17 protein-coding genes are annotated in these 22,015 nt (G+C 69.3%); 1 reads left to right on the top strand and 16 read right to left on the bottom strand.

The features are described from left to right. Positions 1-8 precede the first annotated feature (8 nt). The 12 genes from ACWGPE_RS12100 to coaE form a co-directional block, all read right to left on the bottom strand. On the bottom strand, positions 9-374 hold the full coding sequence (locus ACWGPE_RS12100) for an RNA polymerase-binding protein RbpA (protein WP_231430938.1): 366 nt from the start codon (positions 372-374) through the stop codon (positions 9-11). A 12-nt stretch (positions 375-386) separates the two neighbouring features. After that, positions 387-638, bottom strand: a complete 252-nt coding sequence (gene secG / locus ACWGPE_RS12095) for a preprotein translocase subunit SecG (protein WP_231430937.1) — start codon at positions 636-638, stop codon at positions 387-389. A 102-nt stretch (positions 639-740) separates the two neighbouring features. Then, a complete protein-coding gene (gene tpiA, locus ACWGPE_RS12090; protein WP_231430936.1) occupies positions 741-1,529 on the bottom strand; it encodes a triose-phosphate isomerase in 789 nt (262 codons plus the stop codon). Beyond that, entirely contained in the window at positions 1,520-2,734 is a 1,215-nt protein-coding gene (locus ACWGPE_RS12085) for a phosphoglycerate kinase (RefSeq protein WP_231430935.1), read from the bottom strand. Before ACWGPE_RS12085 ends, tpiA begins: the two co-directional genes overlap by 10 nt. 11 nt (positions 2,735-2,745) lie before the next feature. After that, positions 2,746-3,750 carry a type I glyceraldehyde-3-phosphate dehydrogenase gene (gene gap / locus ACWGPE_RS12080; RefSeq protein ID WP_275506933.1) on the bottom strand — a complete coding sequence of 335 codons (1,005 nt, stop codon included), beginning with the start codon at positions 3,748-3,750 and terminating at the stop codon, positions 2,746-2,748. A 93-nt stretch (positions 3,751-3,843) separates the two neighbouring features. Beyond that, positions 3,844-4,470: a superoxide dismutase gene (locus ACWGPE_RS12075; RefSeq protein ID WP_275506932.1), complete on the bottom strand. Its 627-nt coding sequence runs from the start codon at positions 4,468-4,470 to the stop codon at positions 3,844-3,846. Positions 4,471-4,610: 140 nt separating this feature from the next. Beyond that, positions 4,611-5,591: a DNA-binding protein WhiA gene (gene whiA, locus ACWGPE_RS12070; protein ID WP_231430932.1), complete on the bottom strand. Its 981-nt coding sequence runs from the start codon at positions 5,589-5,591 to the stop codon at positions 4,611-4,613. A 31-nt stretch (positions 5,592-5,622) separates the two neighbouring features. Beyond that, complete coding sequence (rapZ, locus tag ACWGPE_RS12065; RefSeq protein WP_231430931.1) at positions 5,623-6,501, bottom strand: RNase adapter RapZ; 879 nt, start codon at positions 6,499-6,501, stop codon at positions 5,623-5,625. Between the two features lie 31 nt (positions 6,502-6,532). Further along, a complete protein-coding gene (gene uvrC, locus ACWGPE_RS12060) occupies positions 6,533-8,446 on the bottom strand; it encodes an excinuclease ABC subunit UvrC (RefSeq protein WP_231430930.1) in 1,914 nt (637 codons plus the stop codon). 7 nt (positions 8,447-8,453) lie between these two features. Beyond that, positions 8,454-11,345, bottom strand: a complete 2,892-nt coding sequence (gene uvrA, locus ACWGPE_RS12055) for an excinuclease ABC subunit UvrA (RefSeq protein ID WP_452048779.1) — start codon at positions 11,343-11,345, stop codon at positions 8,454-8,456. A 121-nt stretch (positions 11,346-11,466) separates the two neighbouring features. Next, positions 11,467-13,533, bottom strand: coding sequence for an excinuclease ABC subunit UvrB (gene uvrB, locus ACWGPE_RS12050; RefSeq protein ID WP_231430928.1), 2,067 nt, complete (start codon positions 13,531-13,533; stop codon positions 11,467-11,469). A gap of 9 nt (positions 13,534-13,542) precedes the next feature. After that, positions 13,543-14,172 (bottom strand): dephospho-CoA kinase, encoded by a 630-nt coding sequence (gene coaE, locus ACWGPE_RS12045; protein ID WP_231430927.1) that lies wholly within the window; start codon positions 14,170-14,172, stop codon positions 13,543-13,545. Between the two features lie 50 nt (positions 14,173-14,222). On the opposite strand from coaE, the gene ACWGPE_RS12040 reads away from it, so the two are divergent. Further along, positions 14,223-14,834: a DUF4126 domain-containing protein gene (locus tag ACWGPE_RS12040; protein WP_376930235.1), complete on the top strand. Its 612-nt coding sequence runs from the start codon at positions 14,223-14,225 to the stop codon at positions 14,832-14,834. A 56-nt stretch (positions 14,835-14,890) separates the two neighbouring features. On the opposite strand, the gene rpsA is transcribed toward ACWGPE_RS12040, so the two are convergent. The 4 genes from rpsA to polA all read right to left on the bottom strand — a co-directional run bounded on the left by rpsA (position 14,891) and on the right by polA (position 21,913). Then, positions 14,891-16,342 (bottom strand): 30S ribosomal protein S1, encoded by a 1,452-nt coding sequence (gene rpsA / locus ACWGPE_RS12035; RefSeq protein ID WP_231430925.1) that lies wholly within the window; start codon positions 16,340-16,342, stop codon positions 14,891-14,893. Between the two features lie 152 nt (positions 16,343-16,494). Then, positions 16,495-17,484: an epimerase gene (locus ACWGPE_RS12030; RefSeq protein WP_452048778.1), complete on the bottom strand. Its 990-nt coding sequence runs from the start codon at positions 17,482-17,484 to the stop codon at positions 16,495-16,497. Between the two features lie 14 nt (positions 17,485-17,498). Beyond that, positions 17,499-19,172 carry a DUF885 domain-containing protein gene (locus tag ACWGPE_RS12025; RefSeq protein WP_452048777.1) on the bottom strand — a complete coding sequence of 558 codons (1,674 nt, stop codon included), beginning with the start codon at positions 19,170-19,172 and terminating at the stop codon, positions 17,499-17,501. A gap of 53 nt (positions 19,173-19,225) precedes the next feature. Then, complete coding sequence (gene polA / locus ACWGPE_RS12020) at positions 19,226-21,913, bottom strand: DNA polymerase I (protein ID WP_452048776.1); 2,688 nt, start codon at positions 21,911-21,913, stop codon at positions 19,226-19,228. Positions 21,914-22,015 lie beyond the last annotated feature (102 nt).

Genomic DNA, 22,015 nt, shown 5'->3' with positions numbered 1-22,015 from the left:
GAGCGAAATCAGTCTTTGGGAAGCTGCCCGCGCCGGGTGCGGAGCTGGGTGAGCGCCTCGTCGAGCAGCGCGGCCGCCTCGTCTTCGGTACGACGCTCCTTCACGTACGCGAGGTGGGTCTTGTACGGTTCGAGCTTGGTCACCGCGGGAGGATTCTCACGGTCACGACCAGCCGGCAGCCCCGTGGACGGGCTGTCGATGACGTCGGGGATCTCCTCTTCGGGCAGGTTCGCCGCGAAGTACCGGACGGTCTCGTTGCCCTGGGCGTCCCAGTAGCTGATCGCGACGCGATCGGCGTGGAAGCCGCGGTCCTGCTCGCCCATCGGTCCGGCTCCCACGCGGGAGCCGCGGATGGCGCTGTTGCCTGATGCCATGTCTCCTCCTCGTCAGGCGCCGGTCTGGAACTTCGTGATGAGCCCGAGGATCACGATGCACGTGATCCAGACGAGGCCCAGCACCACCGTGATGCGGTTCAGGTTGCGCTCGGCGACGCCCGACGCACCCAGGCTCGAGGTGACGCCACCGCCGAACATGTCGGACAGACCGCCGCCGCGACCCTTGTGCAGCAGGATGAGCAGCGTCAGCAGCAGGCTCGTGAGGCCGAGCAGCACCTCGAGCACGACTTGGAGAATCTCCACGGTGAACCTTTCCGGGCACGACGCAGGGGGTCGATGCCGACAATCGAGTATAGCCGGGCGCGGCGTCGGAGGTCGGAGACTCGCGCCGACCCCCGACGCGGGTCAGGCGCCGACGTGCTTCTTGAAGCGGACGATGCTCGAGAACTCGTCGATGTCGAGGCTCGCACCGCCCACGAGCGCACCGTCGACGTTCGGCTCGCGCAGGAACGCGGCGATGTTGGCCGCCTTGACCGATCCGCCGTAGAGGATGCGGGTCGACGCGGCGATCTCGTCGCCGGCGATCTCGGCGAGCACCGCGCGCAGGGCGGCGGCGACCTGTTCGGCCTGGGCGGGCGTCGCCGCCTGACCCGATCCGATCGCCCAGACCGGCTCGTAGGCGATGACGAGGCCCTTGGCCGCATCGACGCCCTCGAGCGCCGCGCGCAGCTGTGCGACCGGCACCGCGCTGGCACCGTGCGCCTCGAGGTCGTCCGCGGTCTCACCGACGCAGAGCACTGGCACGAGGCCGTGGCGGTGGGCGGCGATGACCTTCGCGTTCACGTCGTCGTCGGTCTCGCCGTGCAGCGTGCGCCGCTCGGAGTGGCCGATGATGACGTACCCGCAGTCGAGCTGCTTCAGGAACGCGCCCGAGATCTCACCCGTGTAGGCGCCGGAGTCGTGCTTCGACAGGTCCTGCGCGCCATAGCCGATCGACAGCGAGTCGGCTGCGACGAGCGTCTGCACGCTGCGCAGGTCGGTGAACGGCGGGAAGACCGCGACCTCCGCGTCGGCGAAGTCGTGCTTCGCGTCGCCGAGCGCCCACGCGAGCTTCTGCACGAACGCGATCGACTGCAGGTGGTCGAGGTTCATCTTCCAGTTGCCTGCGATGAACGGGGTGCGCTTCACTGCCATCCGAGGACCTCCAGTCCGGGGAGCTTCTTACCCTCGAGGAATTCGAGGCTCGCGCCCCCGCCCGTCGAGATGTGTCCGAATCGTTCGTCGTCGAAGCCGAGCACGCGCACGGCAGCGGCCGAGTCGCCTCCGCCGACCACGCTGAGGCCGTCGACCTCGGTGAGCGCCTCGGCCACCGCACGGGTGCCGGCGGCGAACGGGGCGAGTTCGAAGACGCCCATCGGGCCGTTCCAGAACACCGTCTTCGAGTCGCGCACGAGCTCGGCGAACCGCGCCGCCGTCTCGGGACCGATGTCGAGGCCGAGCCCGGAGGCTCCGAACGGCGTCTCCTCGATCGCGTCGGCCGGGGTGACGACGTGCTCCGCATCGGCCGAGAACGATGCCGCGACCACGACGTCGGTCGGCAGCACGAGTTCGACCCCGCGCTCGGCGGCCTCGGCGAGGTAGCCGTTGACGGTGTCGATCTGGTCGGCCTCGAGCAGGCTCGACGCGACCTTGTGCCCCTGGGCGGCGAGGAACGTGAACAGCATGCCGCCACCGATGAGGAGGCGATCGACACGGGGCAGCAGGTGGGCGATGACCCCGAGCTTGTCGGAGACCTTCGAACCGCCGAGCACGACCGTGTACGGGCGCTCGGGGTTCTCGGTGAGCCGGTCGAGCACGTCGAGCTCGGCGGCGATCAGCAGTCCCGCGGCGCTCGGGCGCAGCTCGGCGAGCTCGTACACGCTCGCCTGCTTGCGATGCACGACGCCGAAGCCGTCGGAGACGACCGCGTCGGCGAAGGCCGCGAGCTCACCGGCGAACGCGGTGCGCTCGGCCTCGTTCTTCGAGGTCTCCCCCGGGTTGAAGCGCAGGTTCTCGAGCACGAGCACGTCGCCGTCGCCGAGCGCCGCCGCCTTCGCCGAGGCATCCTCGCCGACCGTGTCGGTCGCGAACGCCACGGGGGCGCCGAGCAGTTCGCCGAGCCGCGAGGCGACGGGCGCCAGGCTGTACTTGGGGTCGGGCGCGCCGTCGGGGCGACCGAGGTGGGAGATGACGATCACACGGGCGCCCTGCGAGCGCAGGGCGTCGATCGTCGGGACGGACGCGCGCACGCGGCCGTCGTCCGTGATGACCCCGTCGTTCAACGGAACGTTGAGGTCGCAGCGGACGACGACGCGCTTGCCCGCGAGGTCGCCGAGTGAGGAGATGGTTCGCAGGGTCACGTTTCTCGCTTTCAGAGCCGGTCGGCCACGTACTCGGTCAGGTCGACGAGGCGGTTGGAATAGCCCCACTCGTTGTCGTACCAGGCGGACAGCTTCACCTGGTCGCCGATCACGCGCACGAGTCCGGCGTCGAAGATCGACGAGTGCGGGTCGGAGACGATGTCGGAGGAGACGAGCTCGTCCTCCGAGTACTTGAGGATGCCCTTCAGCGGCCCCTCGGCGGCGGCCCTGTAGGCGGCCTTGATCTCGTCGACCGTCACGGGGCGCGAGGCCGTCACGGTGAGGTCGGTGATCGAGCCGGTCGGCACGGGCACGCGGAGGGCGAAGCCGTCGAGCTTGCCGACGAGCTCGGGCAGCACGAGCCCGATCGCCTTGGCGGCGCCGGTCGAGGTCGGCACGATGTTGATCGCCGCGGCGCGTGCGCGACGCAGGTCCTTGTGCGGGCCGTCCTGCAGGTTCTGGTCGGCGGTGTAGGCGTGCACCGTGGTCATGAGACCGCGCTCGATGCCGAACGCGTCGTTGAACACCTTGGCGAGCGGCGCAAGGCAGTTCGTGGTGCAGGAGGCGTTCGAGATGATGTGGTGGCGCTCGGGCACGTACGTGTCTTCGTTCACGCCCATGACGAACGTCGCGTCCTCGTCGGTCGCGGGTGCGGAGATCAGCACCTTCTTCGCCCCGGCCTCGAGGTGCTTGCGCGCGTCGGCGGCCTTCGTGAAGAAGCCCGTCGACTCGATGACGATGTCGACGCCGAGGTCGCCCCACGGGAGGTTCGCGGGGTCGCGCTCCGCGAAGGCGCGGATCGGCGTGCCGTCGACGATGATGTGCTCGTCGTCGTACTCGACGGTGGCGTCGAGCTGGCCCGTGACCGAGTCGAACTTCAGGAGGTGGGCGAGCGTCTTGTTGTCGGTGAGGTCGTTCACCGCGACGATCTCGAGGTCGGCGCCCTGGGCGAGTGCCGCGCGGAAGTAGTTGCGGCCGATACGGCCGAAGCCGTTGATGCCGATCTTTACAGACACGGATGTCTCCTGACGTGGCGCGGATCGCGCCGTTTCACGGATGGACGGATCGGACGACGGCGTCCCCGGACGATGCCGGGGACACCATCCGATTTACGACAGTAGCAGCAGCCCTGAGGTCTTCTCACCAGCTGCGGTGAAGCGCTGCTGGACGTTCTCCCAGTCGACGATCGTCCAGAACGCCTTGACGTAGTCGGCGCGTACGTTCTTGTAGTCGAGGTAGTACGCGTGCTCCCAGACGTCGAGCATGAGGAGCGGAACGATCCCGGCCGGCAGGTTGCCCTGCTGGTCGAAGAACTGCACGATGATCAGGCGCTGACCGAGCGAGTCCCACGCCAGCACGGCCCAGCCCGAGCCCTGCACGCCGAGCGCCGTCGCGGTGAAGTGGGCCTGGAACTTGTCGAACGAGCCGAACTGGTCGTCGATCGCGGCGGCGAGCTCTCCGGTCGGCTTGTCGCCGCCGTTCGGCGACAGGTTCGTCCAGAAGATCGAGTGGTTGACGTGGCCGCCGAGGTTGAACGCGAGGTCCTTCTCGAGCTTGTTGACGTTCGCGAGGTTGCCCGAGTCGCGCGCCTCGGCGAGCTGGGCGAGCGCGGTGTTCGCGCCGGTCACGTACGCCTGGTGGTGCTTCGAGTGGTGCAGCTCCATGATCGTGCCGCTGATCGCCGGCTCGAGCGCCGAATAGTCGTAGGCGAGATCGGGGAGGGTGTAGTCAGCCATTGCTTCTCCTTGTCAGACGCGCCGGGGCACCCGGGCGTCTCACCCGGGTCTCCACGGCCGCTCTCCCGAGTCTATGCCCGACCCCGACGCCGCCATCGGGGCTCGTCACGCGGGGCAACGGCAGGAAGGACGACTGGGGCTCAGACCTCGTCGAGATCAGCAGGCAGGCTCGCCTCGGTGCCCGGGACGCCGAGGTCGGCGGCACGCTTGTCGGCCATCGCGAGCAGTCGCCGGATCCGTCCGGCGACGGCGTCCTTCGTCATCGGCGGGTCGGCGTGGTGGCCGAGCTCGTCGAGGCTCGCATCGCGGTGCGCGAGCCGGAGCTCGCCGGCGTAGCGCAGGTGGTCGGGGATGTCGTCGCCGAGCAGTTCCATCGCCCGCTCGACCCGCGCGCACGCGGCGACTGCGGCTTGGGCCGACCGGCGCAGGTTCGCGTCGTCGAAGTTGACCAGCCGGTTGGCCGTCGCCCGCACCTCGCGGCGCTGGCGGAGCTCCTCCCAGTTGCGGACGGTGCCGGTCGCCCCCATGGCCGAGAGCATCGCGCTGATCGCCTCTCCGTCGCGGATGACGACGCGGTGCACGCCCCGCACCTCGCGCGCCTTGGCGGAGATGCCGAGTCTCCCGGCCGCCCCGACGAGCGCCATCGCCGTCTCGTTGCCGGGGCAGGTGATCTCGAGCGCGGCCGAGCGGCCGGGATCGGTGAGGCTCCCCTGCGCGAGGAAGGCGCCGCGCCAGACCGCGGCGATCTCGTCGCGCGAACCCGTCGTCAGCTTGTTCGGGAGGCCGCGCACCTGCCGGCGACGCGCATCGAGCAGCCCCGTCTGACGGGCGAGAGTCTCGCCGCCGTCGAGCACGCGGATGAGGTACTGGTTGGTGCGGCGGACACCGGACGGCGAGATCACCGAGACGTCGGGACGAACACCGTAGATCTCGCCGAGATCGCGGGTGACGCGCTTGGCGACCGTCTTCGAGTCGAGCTCCGCTTCGATCGCGATGCGGTTCTGGATGATGTGGAGTCCGCCGGCGAAGCGCAGCACGGACGCGAGTTCCGCGACTCGTACGCTCGTCTTGGAGACCTCGACGCGGGCGAGCTCCTCTTTCACATCAGCGGTCAATGGCACCTGTGTTCCAATCTGTGTTGCGGGCCCGGCGTCATTCGCGACCGAGGTCGCGATGCTTCACGCTCACGACGACGCCGGGCATGTTCGCGACGCGCTCGCTCAGCTCTCGGACCATCGCCACCGAGCGGTGCTTGCCGCCCGTGCAGCCGATCGCGATCGTCGCGTGCCGCTTGTTCTCTCGCTGGTAGCCGGCGAGGACGGGTTCGAGCGCCTTGGCGTAGGCGTCGATGAACTCCATGGCGCCCGGCTGGCCGAGCACGAAGTCGCGCACCGGGGCGTCTTCGCCCGTGAGGTGTCGCAGTTCGGGATTCCAGAACGGATTGGGCAGGAACCTGGCGTCGGCGATGAGGTCGGCGTCGGTCGGAGCACCGTACTTGAAGCCGAAGCTCTGCATCGTCACCCGGAGGCCCGCATGGTCGGCGTCGGCGAACGTCTCGGTGATGAGGTTGGCGAGTTGGTGGATGTTGAGGTCGGAGGTGTCGACGACGAAGTCGCTCGCCTCGCGAAGGGTCGCGAGGCGAGCACGTTCGGCGCCGATCCCGTCGAGGAGGGTGCCGTTGCCCTGCAGGGGGTGCGGCCTGCGGACCGCCTCGAAACGCCGCACGAGCACCGCGTCGTTCGCGTCGAGGAAGACGACGCGGACGTTCACGCCGGTGCGCAGCGCCTGGATGATGTCCTGGAGCTCGGCGAAGAAGTCACGGCCGCGGATGTCGACGACCGCCGCGATGCGCGGCAGCGACGTGCCGGCTCGTTCGACGAGCTCGACGAGCGGGCGCAGCATCTGCGGCGGCAGGTTGTCGACGACGTACCAGCCGAGGTCCTCGAGCGCATTGCCCACGGTCGATCGTCCGGCACCGGACATCCCCGTGACGATGAGCATCTCCTGCCGCTCGGGCTCCCCCGCCGCCATGCCAGCCCCCTTCTCGTACCGACACACCAGCCTAGCGGGGTGCGGGCGCGGGATCGGCGTGCAGCTGCGCGTGGACGGTCGCCGCGAGCGTCGGGCCGATGCCCTTCACTTCGGCGATGGCGTGCTCGTCGGCCGCACGCAACCGCGCGACCGAGCCGAAGTGGCGCAGCAACTCCTTCACCCGGGCGGGGCCCAGGCCCGGGATCTCGGCGAGCACCGACCCGATGTCGCGCTTGCGACGCTGCCGCTGGTGCGTGATCGCGAACCGATGGGCCTCGTCGCGCACCCGCTGGAACAGGAAGAGCGCGTCGCTGTTGCGCGGCAGGATGACCGGGAAGTCGCTCTCGGGCGTCCAGATCTCCTCGAGACGCTTCGCGATGCCGCAGAGGTAGATGCCCTGGACTCCCGACTCCCGCAGGGCGCGCTCCGCGGCCGCGACCTGCGGCTGCCCGCCGTCGACGACGAGCAGGTTCGGCGGGTAGGCGAACTTCTTGCGCCGCTCGGGAGCGTCGCCGGCGTCTCCCTTGCGCTCGGCCGCAGCCTCGTACGCGTTCGCGAGGTACGCCAACCGTCGGGTGAGCACCTGATGGATCGAGTCGGTGTCGTCGCTCGACTGCGGGATCGTGAACCGGCGGTACTCGTCTTTGCGCGGCAGGCCGTCTTCGAAGACCACCATGGATGCCACGATGTTGGTGCCGCTCAGGTGCGAGACGTCGTAGCACTCGATCCGGAGCGGCGCATCGGCCATGCCGAGCGCCTCCTGGATGTCTTCGAGGGCACGCGAGCGCGTCGTGAAGTCGGCGCTACGACGGGTCTTGTAGAGCATGAGCGTCTGGCGTGCGTTCTGCGTCGCGGTCTGCAGGAGCGAGGCCTTGTCGCCGCGCTGCGCCACCCGCAGGCGCACCTTCCGTCCGGCGGTCGCGCCCAGCCAGTCCTCGAGCGCCGCAGCGTCGTCGGGGAGCTCGGGAACGACGACCTCGGCCGGCGGAGTCAGCCCATCGGCGTAGGCGTTCTGCACGATCGAGTCGACGAGGTCGCCGAGCGGCACGTCGAGCTCCTTGTCGACGGTCCACGAGTGCACGCCGCGCACTCGACCGCCCCGGACGATGAACAGCTGGACGGCGGCGGCGAGCTCGTCGTGGTCGACGCCGAAGACGTCGAGGTCGACCTTGTCGCCGAGCACGACCGCGCTCTTCTCGAAGAAGGCGTTCGCCGCCTGCAGGCGGTCGCGGTAGCGGGCGGCTGCCTCGTACTCCTGCGCGGCGGCGGCGGCCTGCATGCGATCGGTCAGCTCGCCGACGATGCGCCGGTCCTGATTCTGCATGAACCCGACGAAGCGGTCGACGTTCTCGCGGTGCTCCTCGATGGTGACGAGCCCTGAGCACGGCCCGAAGCAGCGACCGATCTGACCGGCGAAGCACGGCTTGCCGCTCGCCATCGCCCGCCGGTAGTCGCTGTCTTTGCACGTGCGGATCGGGAAGAGCTTCAGCAGGATCTCGAGCGTCTCGTTGATCGCCCACACCTTCGGGTACGGCCCGAAGTAGCGGGCGCCGCGGATCTTGCGATTGCGCGTGACGAAGGCTCGCGGCGCCTCGTCGGCCATCGTCACGGCGAGGTACGGGTACGACTTGTCGTCCTTGAAGCGGACATTGAACGGGGGATGGAACTCGTTGATCCACGTGATCTCGAGCTGGAGCGCCTCGACCTCGCTGCCGACGACCGTCCACTCGACCGACGAGGCGCTCGTGACCATGCGCCGGGTGCGCTCGTGGAGGCTCCTCAGCGGAGCGAAGTAGTTCGAGAGCCTCGCCCGCAGGTTCTTCGCCTTGCCGACGTAGAGCACCCGCCTGTCGGCGTCGCGGAAGCGGTACACGCCGGGACTCGTCGGGATCTCGCCCGGCTTCGGGCGGTACGGAACCGTGTCGGAGCTCGGTCGCGCGCTCACCATCGGCTCAGCTGGCGACGTCGGCGCGCTCGGCGGCGGCGTCGAAGATCTCGCGGAGGAAGTAGCCCGTGTGGCTCTCGGCGACCGTCGCGACATGCTCGGGAGTGCCGGTGGCGACGACCTGGCCGCCGCCCGAGCCGCCCTCCGGCCCGAGGTCGATGATCCAGTCGGCCGACTTGATGACGTCGAGCGAGTGCTCGATGACGATCACGGTGTTGCCCTTCTCGACGAGCTTGCCGAGCACCCGGAGGAGCTTCTGCACGTCTTCGAAGTGCAGGCCGGTCGTCGGCTCGTCGAGCACGTAGACGCTGCGGCCGTTCGACCGTCGCTGCAGCTCGGTCGCCAGCTTCACGCGCTGCGCCTCGCCGCCCGAGAGCGTCGTCGCGCTCTGTCCGAGCTGCACGTAGCCGAGTCCGACGTCGACGAGCGTCTTGAGATAGCGGTGGATCGCCGAGATCGGCTCGAAGAACTCGGCCGCCTCGGAGATCGGCATCTCGAGCACCTCGGCGATGTTCTTGCCCTTGTAGTGCACCTGCAGCGTCTCGCGGTTGTATCGCTTGCCGCCGCACACCTCGCACGCGACGTAGACGTCGGGCAGGAAGTTCATCTCGATCTTGATCGTGCCGTCGCCCGAGCACGCCTCGCAGCGCCCGCCCTTGACGTTGAAGCTGAACCGCCCCGGGAGGTAGCCTCGGGCCTTGGCCTCGGTCGTCTCGGAGAAGAGCGTGCGGATGCGGTCGAACACGCCCGTGTAGGTCGCGGGGTTCGATCGCGGTGTGCGCCCGATCGGCGCCTGGTCGACGTGCACGACCTTGTCGAGCTGCTCGAGGCCGGTCACCCGGCGGTGCTTGCCCGGGACCTTGCGTGCGCCGTTGAGCTTGTTCGCGAGAACGCGGTAGAGGATGTCGTTGACGAGCGACGACTTGCCCGAGCCGCTCACGCCGGTCACCGCCGTGAACGTTCCGAGCGGGAACTCGACGTCGATGCCGCGGAGGTTGTTCGCCGCGGCGCCCTGCACCGAGATCATGCGGTCGCGGTCGATCGGCCGGCGTCGCGCCGGGGTCGCGATCTCTTTGCGGCCGGACAGGTAGTCGCCAGTGAGCGAGCGCGTGTTCTTCAGCAGGTCGTCGTAGCTGCCGGAGTGCACGACGGTACCGCCGTTGACACCGGCCCCGGGGCCGATGTCGACGATCCAGTCGGCCGTGCGAATGGTGTCTTCGTCGTGTTCGACGACGATGAGCGTGTTGCCCAGGTCGCGCAACGCGACGAGGGTGTCGATGAGACGCCGGTTGTCGCGCTGGTGCAGGCCGATGCTCGGCTCGTCGAGCACGTACAGCACGCCCGTGAGGCCCGAGCCGATCTGCGTGGCGAGGCGGATGCGCTGCGCCTCGCCGCCGGAGAGGGTGCCGGCGGCGCGCGCGAGGTCGAGGTAGCTGAGGCCGACCCGGATGAGGAAGTCGAGGCGGACCTTGATCTCGCGCAGCACCTGGGCGCCGATGGCCTGCTCGCGATCGGTGAGCTCGAGGCGGTCCATGAATGCGCGCGCATCGGTGAGGCTCAGCAGGCCGACGTCGGCGATGCTGTGATCGTGGATCAGCACGGACAGCACCTCGGGCTTCAGCCGCTTGCCGTCGCACACGGGGCAGGGCACCTCGCGCAGGTACTCGGCCCACCGCGCCCGCTGCACGTCGGTCTCGGCCTGGAGGTACTGCCGCTCGATGTACGGCACGACGCCCTCGAAGCCCGAGGTGTAGCTCATCTCACGGCCGTACCGGTTGCGCCAGCGCACCTTGACCTCGAAGTTCTGCCCGCGCAGGACCGCCTGCCGTGCCTCGTCGGGGAGCTCGGCCCACGGCGTGTCGAGGGAGAAGCCGAGGTCGCGGGCGAGCCCGTCGAGCAGCTTCTCGTAGTAGTTGTAGAGGCTCTTGCCCTGCGAGGTCCACGGGAGGATGACGCCGTCGGTGATCGAGAGGGCCGGGTCGCCGAGCAGCAGCTCTTCGTCGACCGACATGCGCGTGCCGAGGCCGGAGCACTCGGGACAGGCGCCGAACGGCGCGTTGAACGAGAAGGTGCGCGGCTCGATCTCGGTGAGCTGGATCGGGTGCTGGTTCGGGCACGAGAGCTTCTCGGAGAAGGTGTGCCAGACGTCGGGACCCGACTCGTCGATGAAGTTGACCTGCACCAGGCCGTCGGTGAGCCGGAGCGCCGTCTCGAGCGAGTCGGTGAGCCGGCCCAGCACGTCGGGCCCGGCGACGAGCCGGTCGACGACGACGGAGATGTCGTGCTTGATCTGCTTCTTGAGCTTCGGCGGCTCGTCGAGGCGGATGAGTTCGCCGTCGACGACGGCACGCGAATAGCCCTGCGCCGCCAGTTCGCGGAAGAGGTCGACGAACTCGCCCTTCTTCTTCGACACCACGGGGCTCAGCACCTGGAACCGGGTGCCCTCCTCGAGCTCCATCAGCCGGTCGGCGATCTGCTGCACCGTCTGCCGCTGGATCTTCTCGCCGCAGACCGGGCAGTGCGGCACGCCGATGCGCGCCCACAGCAGTCGCATGTAGTCGTAGATCTCGGTGATCGTGCCGACCGTCGAGCGGGGGTTGCGGTTCGTCGACTTCTGGTCGATCGACACGGCGGGGCTCAGGCCCTCGATGAAGTCGACGTCGGGCCGGTCGACCTGCCCGAGGAACTGCCGGGCGTATGCCGACAGCGACTCGACGTAGCGTCGTTGCCCCTCGGCGAAGATCGTGTCGAACGCGAGCGACGACTTGCCCGAACCCGAGAGGCCTGTGAACACGACCATCGCGTCGCGCGGGATCTCGACGTCGACGTTGTGCAGGTTGTGCACGCGGGCACCGCGGACACTCAGGCGCGAATGGGCATCGAGACGTGAAACTGGCACCCTTCGAGTCTAGAGAGACCCACCGACACGGATGCCTCGACCGATGCGCTGTCGGCGAACAGATGTTCGAATCGGACCGGCGGGCGCCCCCGTCGAGACTGCAGCGCGCCCGCCGTACCCGTCAGCCCAGGTGCCCCGCCTTCTCCATCTGCCGGAGCTCGCGCTTGAGCTCGGACACCTCGTCGCGCAGTCGCGCGGCGAGTTCGAACTTGAGCTCGCCGGCCGCCTCGAGCATCTGGTCGTTGAGGTCGCGGATGAGCTCTTCGAGGTCGTTCGCGCCCTCGGCGGCGATGCCTTCGGTACGGAGGTTCGGCACCGGCGACTTCTTACGGCCGTCGCGGCCCGCGAGCAGCGCAGCGGTGTCGGCCTCTTCGCGCGCGAGCACCTCGGTGATGTCGGCGATGCGCTTGCGCAGTGGCTGGGGATCGATGCCGTTGACGCGGTTGTACTCGAGCTGCCGGTCGCGCCGACGCGTCGTCTCGTCGATCGCCTGCTTCATCGAGTCGGTGAGCACGTCGGCGTACATGTGCACCTCGCCCGAGACGTTGCGCGCGGCGCGCCCGATCGTCTGGATGAGCGAGGTCGACGACCGGAGGAACCCCTCTTTGTCGGCGTCGAGGATCGCGACGAGCGACACCTCGGGGAGGTCGAGACCCTCGCGCAGCAGGTTGATGCCGACGAGCACGTCGTAGACGCCTGCGCGAAGCTCGGTGAGCAGTTCGACCCGCCGGAGCGTGTCGACGTCGGAGTGCAGGTAGCGCACCCTGACCCCGGCCTCGGTGAGGAAGTCGGTGAGCTCTTCGGCCATCTTCTTCGTGAGGGTGGTGACGAGGACCCGCTCGTCGCGCTCGGCACGCTTGCGGATCTCTTCGAGCAGGTCGTCGATCTGCCCCTTCGACGGCTTCACGACGATCTGCGGATCGACGAGGCCGGTCGGCCGGATGATCTGCTCGACGACGCCGTCGGCGATGCCCATCTCGTATCGGCCCGGCGTCGCGGAGAGGTACACGGTCTGGCCGACGCGCGCCTTGAACTCGTCCCACTTGAGGGGGCGGTTGTCGAGGGCGCTCGGCAGCCGGAACCCGTGCTCGACGAGGGTGCGCTTGCGCGACGAGTCGCCCTCGTACATGGCACCGATCTGCGGCACCGTCACGTGCGACTCGTCGATCACGACGAGGAAGTCGTCGGCGAAGTAGTCGAGCAGGCAGTGCGGCGCTTCGCCGGGCGCGCGCCCGTCGATGTGCCGCGAGTAGTTCTCGATGCCCGAGCAGAACCCGATCTGCTCCATCATCTCCAGGTCGAAGGTCGTGCGCATGCGCAGCCGCTGCGCCTCGAGCAGCTTGCCCTCGCGTTCGAGCTCGGCGAGGCGCTCGTCGAGCTCGTCGCGGATGGTTCCGATGGCGCGCTGCATCACGTCGGTCGATGCGACGTAGTGCGATCCCGGGAAGACGGGAACCGCGTCGAGCTGGCGGACGATCTGCCCCGTGAGCGGATGCAGGCTGTAGAGCGCCTCGATCTCGTCACCGAACATCTCGATGCGGATCGCCAGCTCTTCGTAGACGGGGATGATCTCGATCGTGTCGCCGCGCACGCGGAACGTGCCCCGCGAGAAGTCGACGTCGTTGCGCTGGTACTGCATCGAGACGAACTTGCGGATGAGCCAGTCGCGGTCGACCCGTTGGCCGACCTGCAGCGGCATCATCGCCCCGAGGTACTCCTCGGGCGTGCCGAGGCCGTAGATGCAGGACACGGTCGACACCACGACGACGTCGCGCCGGCTGAGCAGGGAGTTCGTCGTCGAGTGGCGCAGCCGCTCGACCTCGGCGTTGATCGAACTGTCTTTCTCGATGAACGTATCGGTCTGCGGGACGTAGGCCTCTGGCTGGTAGTAGTCGTAGTAGGAGACGAAGTACTCGACCGCGTTGTTCGGCAGCAGCTCGCGGAACTCGTTCGCGAGCTGCGCGGCGAGGGTCTTGTTGTGGGCCAGCACGAGGGTCGGACGCTGGACCTGCTCGATGAGCCAGGCCGTCGTCGCCGACTTGCCGGTACCGGTCGCTCCGAGCAGCACGACGTCGGTCTCACCCGCGTTGATGCGGCCGGCGAGTTCGGCGATCGCCTGCGGCTGGTCACCGCTCGGTCGATACTCGCTGATGACCTCGAACGGGCGAACTGAGCGCGTGGCCTGCATGCTCCAAGTCTAGGAGCGGCCTCCGACATCGCGTCCGGAGCGCTCGGCCACGACCCGCGCCCACAGGGCGTCGGTCTGGCTCATCGTGTGCGCGAGCGAGCCGTCGGTGTCGATGACCACGTCGGCGATCGCGAGCCGCCGAGTGTTGTCGACCTGCGCGTCGACTCGCGCCTCGGCCTGCATCAGGTCGAGGCCGCGCTCCTCGACGAGCCGCTTCACCTGGGTGCGGCGCGGCGCGTTCGTCACGACGACGAGATCGAACGGGTGATCGACGGATGCCTCGACGAGGAGCGGCACGTCGTACACGACGACGGCATCGGGGTCATCGGCCTCGGCGCGGGCGATGAGCCGCGACGACAGCTCCCGCACCGCGGGGTGGACGATGGAGTTCAGGCGGGCCCGCGCGGCGTCGTCCTTGAAGACGATCTCGCCGAGCTTCGCGCGGTCGAGTGAGCCGTCGGGTCGGAGGACGCCCTCGCCGAACTCCGCGATGACCGCCGCGAGCCCGGGGGTGCCCGGTGCGACGACCCGCCGGGCGAGGTCGTCGGCATCGATGTGAACCGCCCCGTGTTCGTACAGCCTGCGCGCGACGGTCGACTTCCCCGAGGCGATACCACCAGTGAGCCCGATCAGATACACGACACCACTCTAATCGTGCGACACTCGACTCGACCCACGAGGAGGCGCGGATGCTCGAGCTGCTCACCGGCACCGGGCTCGCGCTCGCGGCCGGTCTCAACGCCTGGATCCCGCTCGTCGTGCTCGGTGCGCTCGATCGCTTCACGACCCTCGTCGAACTGCCGCCCGCGTGGGCGTGGCTCTCGAACGAGTGGGTCCTGCTCGTGCTGGTCCTCCTGCTCGCGGTCGAGTTCATCGCCGACAAGGTGCCGGGTCTCGACTCGGCGAACGATGTCGTGCAGACGGTCGTCAGGCCGACCGCCGGCGGAATCGTCTTCGGCACCGGGATCGACTCGACGACCGCCGTCGTGACCGATCCCGGGTCGTTCTTCAGCTCGAACGCCTGGGTTCCCGTCGCGATCGGCGTCGGCCTCGCGCTGCTCGTACACGTGGCGAAGGCCGCCGCCCGGCCGGTCGTCAACACAGCGACACTCGGATTCGGCGGCCCGGTCGTGAGTGCCGCGGAAGACGCCGGGAGCTTCGCGCTCGCGTTCGCCGCAGTGCTGGCGCCCGTGCTCGTGGTCTTCGGCATCGTGGCGCTCGTGATCGCGCTCGTGTTCGTCGTGCGGCGTCGTCGCGCCCGCCGCGAGGCAGCCGCGAGGCATCCCGCGACGACGCCCTGAAACGGCCGAAGGCCGGTTCCCGAGGGAACCGGCCTTCAGTCGTGTCGCAGGTGCGATCAGTTGTTGCTCGAGAGCTTCTCGCGCAGCGCCGCGAGCGAGGCGTCGTCGGCAAGGGTGCCCGTGCCGGCCGAGTCGCTCGAGTAGGAGGCACCGCCGGCCGAGAACGAGTCGTCGGCAGCCTGGGCGGCGAGCGAAGCAGCAACCTGCTTCTTGTGCGCCTCCCAGCGAGCCTGGGCGGCAGCGTAGTCCTGCTCCCACTTCTCGCGCTGGGCCTCGAAGCCCTCGCGCCACTCGTTGGTCTCGGGGTCGAAGCCCTCGGGGTACTTGTAGTTGCCCTGCTCGTCGTACTCGGTGAGCATGCCGTAGAGCGCCGGGTCGAACTCGGTGCCCTCGGGGTCGACGCCCTCGTTCGCCTGCTTCAGCGAGAGCGAGATGCGGCGACGCTCGAGGTCGATGTCGATGACCTTGACGAAGACCTCTTCGCCGACCGACACGACCTGCTCGGCGAGCTCGACGTGCTTGCCCGACAGCTCCGAGATGTGCACGAGGCCCTCGATGCCGTCGGCGACGCGAACGAACGCACCGAACGGCACGAGCTTGGTGACCTTGCCCGGAGCGACCTGGCCGATCGCGTGGGTCCGGGCGAAGACCTGCCACGGGTCCTCCTGCGTCGCCTTGAGCGACAGCGAGACGCGCTCGCGGTCGAGCTCGACGGAGAGCACCTCGACGGTGACCTCCTGGCCGACCTCGACGACCTCGCTGGCGTGCTCGATGTGCTTCCACGACAGCTCGGAGACGTGCACGAGGCCGTCCACGCCGCCGAGGTCGACGAACGCACCGAAGTTGACGATCGACGAGATGACACCCTTGCGGATCTGGCCCGGGTGCAGGTTCGCGAGGAACGTCGAACGCGACTCGGACTGCGTCTGCTCGAGCAGCGCGCGGCGCGAGAGCACCACGTTGTTGCGGTTCTTGTCGAGCTCGAGGATCTTCGCCTCGATCTCCTGGCCGAGGTACGGCGTGAGGTCGCGCACGCGGCGGAGCTCGATGAGCGACGCCGGGAGGAAGCCGCGGAGGCCGATGTCGACGATCAGGCCGCCCTTGACGACCTCGATGACCGAACCGGTCACGACGCCGTCGGCCTCCTTGATCTTCTCCACGTCGCCCCACGCGCGCTCGTACTGCGCACGCTTCTTCGACAGGATGAGGCGGCCTTCCTTGTCCTCCTTCTGGAGAACGAGGGCCTCGACGGTGTCGCCGACGCCGACGACCTCGCTGGGGTCGACGTCGTGCTTGATGGAAAGCTCGCGCGAGGGGATGACGCCCTCGGTCTTGTAGCCGACGTCGAGGAGGACCTCGTCGCGGTCGATCTTCACGACGGTGCCCTCGATGAGGTCGCCGTCGTTGAAGAACTTCAAAGTCTTCTCGACCGCGGCGAGGAAATCGTCAGCAGATCCGATGTCGTTGATCGCGACCTGCTTGGGCGCCTTGGTCGTTGCGGTTGTCATGTAGTGAATGCTCCGTAAAGGACAATATCGAGCCCATCGCGCGGTAGAGCGTTATGTGTTTCCGCGATGGGCATGCGGACAGGGATGTCACACGAGTGACGCTCCATCCTAACGGAACCGCTGCGTGCGCGGCAACCGCACGGCTCCGGGGCTCATCCGAGCCGAGCCGGGCCGGCGGCGACGGCACCCTCCGTCGGTCGGAGGATGCTCGCGAGCGCCGGTTCCAGCTCGGGGTACCTGAACTCGAAGCCGGCGTCGAGCAACCGCTGCGGCAGCACCCACCGGCTCTTGAGCAGGAGCTCGGTCTCGGTGCCGATGACCGCCGACCCGAGCTCGAGCATCCATCGCGTCGTGGGCAGGCCGACCGGCGCACCGACGAGTCGACGGATGGTGCGCATGAGGGTGCGGTCATCGCTCGGGTTCGGCGAGCTGACGTTCACCGGACCGCTGAGGTCGGCGCGGTCGCGGAGGAAGTCGATCGCGCGCGCGACATCCTCGACATGCACCCAGCTGAAGCCCTGCCGGCCGCGGGGCGTGCGGAACACGTGCTGCGTGCCGGCCCCGCGGCGCGCCCGCGACGACGGCCACCGGCCGTCGAGGTGCGCGCCGCCGAGCCCGAGCCGGGCGAGCATCGCGAGCGGGCGCAGCGCACTGCCGTCGCCGAGCACGATCGCGATCCGCAGCGCGACCCGCCGGGTCATCGGCAGCTCCCCGTCGAAGAACTCCCGCTCCCACGCCTTCGCGACGGCGACCGAGAACCCCGTGCCGAGCTCACCGCTCGACTCGGTCATCGGCCGGTCGTCGGCGTGCCGGTAGATCGTCGCGGTCGAGGAGTTGAACCAGACGGCCGGCGGCTCGTCGACGTCGGCGACCGCCTCGCGCAGTTCGGCGGTCGTCGTCAGCCGCGACTGCATGATCGCCTCACGGTTCGCAGGCGTGTACCTGCAGTTCACGCTCCGCCCGGCGAGGTTGACGAGCACGTCGGCGCCGTCGAGCAGCCGGCGGATCGCGTGAGGATCGGACCACGAGGCGTCCCCGCCGGACCGGCCGATCGTCGCCACCGAATCGCCCGCGACGCGGTAGCGGTGCACGAGGTGCGCGCCGATGAACCCGGACGCGCCTGCGATGACGATACGCGCCACGTCGCGCCCGGGACTCAGCCGAGCAGCGCGGAGCGCAGTGTGTCGAGTCCGACGCCGCCGAGCGCCAGCGCGCGCCGGTGGAAGTCGCGGATGTCGAAGCCGGAGCCCTCCCGGCGGGCGACCTCGTCGCGCAGCTGCTCCCAGATGCGCTGGCCCACCTTGTACGAGGGTGCCTGCCCCGGCCAGCCGAGGTAGCGGTGCACCTCGAAGCGCACGAAGCCCTCGTTCATGTTGACGTTCTGCCCGAGGAACTCGAAGGCGTAGTCGCCCGTCCAGACTCCCTGCCCGTCGGGGCGCTGCTTGCCGAGGTGCACGCCGATGTCGAGCACGACGCGGGCGGCGCGCATGCGCTGGCCGTCGAGCATGCCGAGCCGGTCGGCCGGATCGTCGAGGTAGCCGAGCCCCTGCATCAGACGCTCTGCGTAGAGCGCCCATCCCTCGGCGTGACCCGACGTGCCGGCGAGCTGCCGGCGCCAGGTGTTGAGCTGGCCGCGGTTGACGACCGCCTGGCCGATCTGGAGGTGGTGACCCGGGACCCCCTCGTGGTAGACCGTGGTGAGTTCGCGCCAGGTGTCGAACTCGGTGACGCCCTCCGGCACCGACCACCACATGCGACCTGGCCGTGAGAAGTCGTCGCTCGGGCCCGTGTAGTAGATGCCGCCCTCCTGGGTGGGGGCGATCATGCACTCGAGGGTGCGGATCTCGGCGGGGATGTCGAACTGCGTGCCGGCGAGCTCCGCGACCGCGCGGTCGCTGGTCTCCTGCATCCACCGTTGGAGTGCGTCGGTGCCGTGCAGCTTGCGGCTCGGATCGTCGTCGAGGAACGCGATGGCCTCGGCAACGGATGCCCCGGGCTTGATCTCGTTGGCGATCGACTCCTGCTCGGCGACCATGCGCGCGAGTTCTTCGATGCCCCATTCGTAGGTCTCGTCGAGGTCGATCACGGCGCCGAGGAAGCGCCGCGACTCGAGGGCGTAGATGTCGCGGCCGACGGCATCGGCGTCGCCCGCTACCGGCGCGAGCTCGGACTCGAGGAACTCGGCGAGCCGGTCGTACGCCTCGCTCGCCGTGCCGGCGCCCGCCTCGAGGTCGCGCCGAAGCGCGTCGGGGAGCTCGGACTCCCCCGCCTTCGCGCTCGCGGCGAACGTCGCGAAGAAGCCGTCGGCCTTCGCGATGCGCCGCGCCTGCGCCGCGACCTCGTGCACCTGCCGGACCGCGGGGACGATGCCCGCCCCGACGCCCGCGCGCAGGGTCTCGATGTAGCCGTCGAGCGCGCCCGGGACCGCTCCGAGGCGATTCGCGATGCGCGACCAGTCGTCGACCTCGGCGGTCGGCATGAGGTCGAACACGTCGCGGATCTCCTGCGTCGGGCTCGCGATCACGTTGAGGTCCCGGAGGTGGAGCCCGGCGTCGTGCCGGGCGAGCTCGAGCTCCAGCTCGGAGCCGAGGTCCGCGACCGTGATGCGGTCGACGTCGTCGGCCGGGTCGGCGGTCCGAAGCGCGGCGGCCGCCTCGCGGATCGCGGCGACCCGCCGCTCGTGCCCGGCCGGCGAGTAGTCGGCGAGCCGGTCGTCGTGGCTCGTCCGGCCGATGTAGGTGCCGATGCTCGGGTCGAGGTCGACCAGCGTGTCGACCCAGCCTTCGGCGATGCGGTCGACGTCGGTCGGGGTGCGCTCACTCGATGCCATCCTCCGAACCTAGGACAGCGAACCCGCCCGTGTCGACGTCGAGGATCCCTCGATCAGTGCGCCGCGTCCTCCCAGTCGCTGCCCCGCCCGACCTGTACGTCGAGCGGCACCTTGAGTTCGGCCGCGTTCGCCATCTTGTCTCGCACGAGCGCCTCGAGCGCCTCGGATTCGCCGCCCGCCACCTCGAAGATGAGCTCGTCGTGGACGGTGAGCAGCATGCGGCTCTCGAGCCCCTGCGCGCGGATCTCGCGCTCGACGCCGACCATCGCGATCTTCATGATGTCGGCGGCCGAACCCTGGATCGGCGAATTGAGCGCGGCGCGCTCCGCGTTCTCGCGGTGCACGCGGTTCGGGCTGTTGAGGTCGGGGAACGGACGGCGCCGGCCGAAGATCGTCTCCGTGTAGCCGTCGATCTTCGCCTGCTCGACCACGCCGCGCAGGTAGTCGCGCACCGCTCCGAAGCGCTCGAAGTACTCGCGCATGAGCTGCTGCGCCTCAGCGCGATCGATGCGCAGCTGCTTCGAGAGGCCGAACGCGCTCAAGCCGTAGGCGAGGCCGTACGACATCGCCTTGACCTTCGTGCGCATGAGCGGCGTGACGTTGGCGGGGTCGACCGCGAACACGCGCGCACCCACGAACCGGTGCAGGTCTTCGCCCGCGTTGAACGCCTCGATGAGCCCGGGGTCGCCGGAGAGGTGCGCCATGATGCGCATCTCGATCTGCGAATAGTCGGCCGTCAGGAGTTCTGCGTACCCGGCACCGTGGCGGAACGCCTTTCGGATGCGTCGCCCGTCTTCGGTACGGATCGGGATGTTCTGCAGGTTCGGATCGTTCGACGACATGCGCCCGGTCGCCGCGCCGATCTGGCCGTAGTTCGTGTGGATGCGGCCGTCGGCCGCGATCGACTTGTCGAGCGAATCGACGATCTGGCGCAGCTTAGTCGCATCGCGGTGCTCGAGCAGGTAGCCGAGGAACGGGTGCGGGCTGGACTCCTGGAGGTCGGCCAGCGCACTCGCATCCGTCGTGTAGCCGGTCTTCGTGGCGCGCGTCTTCGGCATGCCGAGCTGGTCGAACAGCACCTCCTGCAACTGCTTCGGCGAGCCGAGGTTCACCTCGCGACCGATCTCCGCGTACGCGGCCTCGGCGAGGCCGGCGGCCCGCTCGCCGAGTTCGGCGGACAGCGCTGCGAGCTCGGCGTGGTCGACGGTCACGCCGCGCAACTCCATCGCGGCCAGCACGGGGACGAGCGGCATCTCGATGTCGGCGAGCAGCTGACGCGACCGCTCGGGCAGGGCACGCAGAACGGCGGGCGCCACGCGCACCGTGAACCACGCGTACTCCGGCGCGCCGGCGTCGGTGCCCTCTTCGGGGACGAGCTGCGCGGGATCGGCCTGCGGCACCGTCTCGCCGAGGTAGCGGTCGACGAGGTCGGGCAGGGTCTTCTCGACCAGGTTCGGTCGCACGAGCCAGCCGGCCACGAGCGTGTCGAGGACGAGCCCGTCGAGGGCGAGACCGGATCGCGCGAGTGCCTCGAGCTGCGGCTTCGCATCGGTCATGATCTTCGGGGAGTCGGAGGCGAGCCACGCTTCGAACGGCCCTGCTTCGGCCGCGCCGGATCGCCAGGCGAGGTGCACCGTCTCGGTCGCCGTCGCAATGCCGGCACCCACCACGAGGCCGTCGATGACCTCGAGGCTGAGGCCGAGCCCCGCGGGCTCTGCGGCGACGGCGCGCTCGAGCCACGCCGCGAGTTCGGCGCCGGCGAGGCTCTGCGAGGTCGGCATCGTCGGCGCGGCGATGAGCGGTGCCGGCTCGGCCGCGGGCGCCGCCCCGTTGCCGTTGCCGTTCGTCTCGCCCGCCGCGAGCTTGCGCAGGCGCTCGAAGAGCGTGCGGAACTCGAGCCGCTCGAAGAGCGGGCGGACCGCTTCGATGTCGATCGGACGCGCGGCGAGCTCGGGGATCACGACGTCGAGTTCGACGTCGTCGACGAGACGGTTGAGCTTGCGATTGCGGATCGCGTTCTCTTTCTCGTCGCGCAGGTTCTGCCCGACGACGCCCTTGATCTCGTCGGCGTGGGCGAGGATGCCGTCGAGGTCGCCGTAGAGCCCGAGCCACTTGACCGCGGTCTTCTCGCCCACCTTCGTGATGCCGGTCAGGTTGTCGCTCGTCTCGCCGACGAGTGCCGCGACGTCGGGGTACTGCTCGGGGCGGATGCCGTACCGCTCGACGACCGCCTCGGGGTCGTACCGCTTGAGCTGCGAGACGCCCTGGGCGTTCGGGTAGAGCAGCGTGACGTCGTCGTTCACCAGCTGGATGGTGTCGCGGTCGCCCGAGACGAGCAGCACGCGATAGCCCTCGGTGCGCCCGCGCGCCGCCAGGGTCGCGAGGATGTCATCGGCCTCGAAGTCCTCTTTCTCGAGGACCTGGATCCCCATCGCCTGCAAGGCCTCTTGCAGCAGCGGCACCTGGCCCTTGAACTCGGGCGGGGTCTCGCCCCGGGTGCCCTTGTACTCGGCGTACTCGCGCGTGCGGAAGGAGTGCCGCGACACGTCGAACGCGACCGCGAGGTGCGTGGGCTTCTCGTTCTGGAGCAGGAGCAGCAGCATCGAGAGGAAGCCGTGGATGGCGTTCGTGTGCTGACCGTCGCGCGTCGTGAAGCTGTCGACCGGAAGGGCGTAGAAGGCTCGGAAGGCCAGCGAGTGGCCATCGACGACGAGGAGGGTGGGCTTGTCTGCGTCCGTCACCGCACCAGCCTACAAGCGGCCGCCGACACCGCCGGACGTCCGGCCGGCTCCCGGCCCCGGCCCACGTGCCGCGACCACGAACGGCGGATGCCTCGACGAGAC

The sequence above is a fragment of the Agromyces sp. NPDC055658 genome (assembly GCF_053618155.1).
Note: the sequence above shows the minus strand (reverse complement) of the source record. Positions and strands in the feature narration are given on the sequence as shown.

Excerpts from the sequence above, each read along its gene's own strand:
- rapZ (WP_231430931.1), bottom strand. The coding sequence starts at position 6,501 with ATGGCGGCGGGGGAGCCCGAGCGGCAGGAGATGCTCATCGTCACGGGG.
- ACWGPE_RS12100 (WP_231430938.1), bottom strand. The coding sequence starts at position 374 with ATGGCATCAGGCAACAGCGCCATCCGCGGCTCCCGCGTGGGAGCCGGA.
- ACWGPE_RS12025 (WP_452048777.1), bottom strand. The coding sequence starts at position 19,172 with ATGGCATCGAGTGAGCGCACCCCGACCGACGTCGACCGCATCGCCGAA.
- uvrB (WP_231430928.1), bottom strand. The coding sequence starts at position 13,533 with ATGCAGGCCACGCGCTCAGTTCGCCCGTTCGAGGTCATCAGCGAGTAT.
- ACWGPE_RS12075 (WP_275506932.1), bottom strand. The coding sequence starts at position 4,470 with ATGGCTGACTACACCCTCCCCGATCTCGCCTACGACTATTCGGCGCTC.
- rpsA (WP_231430925.1), bottom strand. The coding sequence starts at position 16,342 with ATGACAACCGCAACGACCAAGGCGCCCAAGCAGGTCGCGATCAACGAC.
- ACWGPE_RS12040 (WP_376930235.1), top strand. The coding sequence starts at position 14,223 with ATGCTCGAGCTGCTCACCGGCACCGGGCTCGCGCTCGCGGCCGGTCTC.
- tpiA (WP_231430936.1), bottom strand. The coding sequence starts at position 1,529 with ATGGCAGTGAAGCGCACCCCGTTCATCGCAGGCAACTGGAAGATGAAC.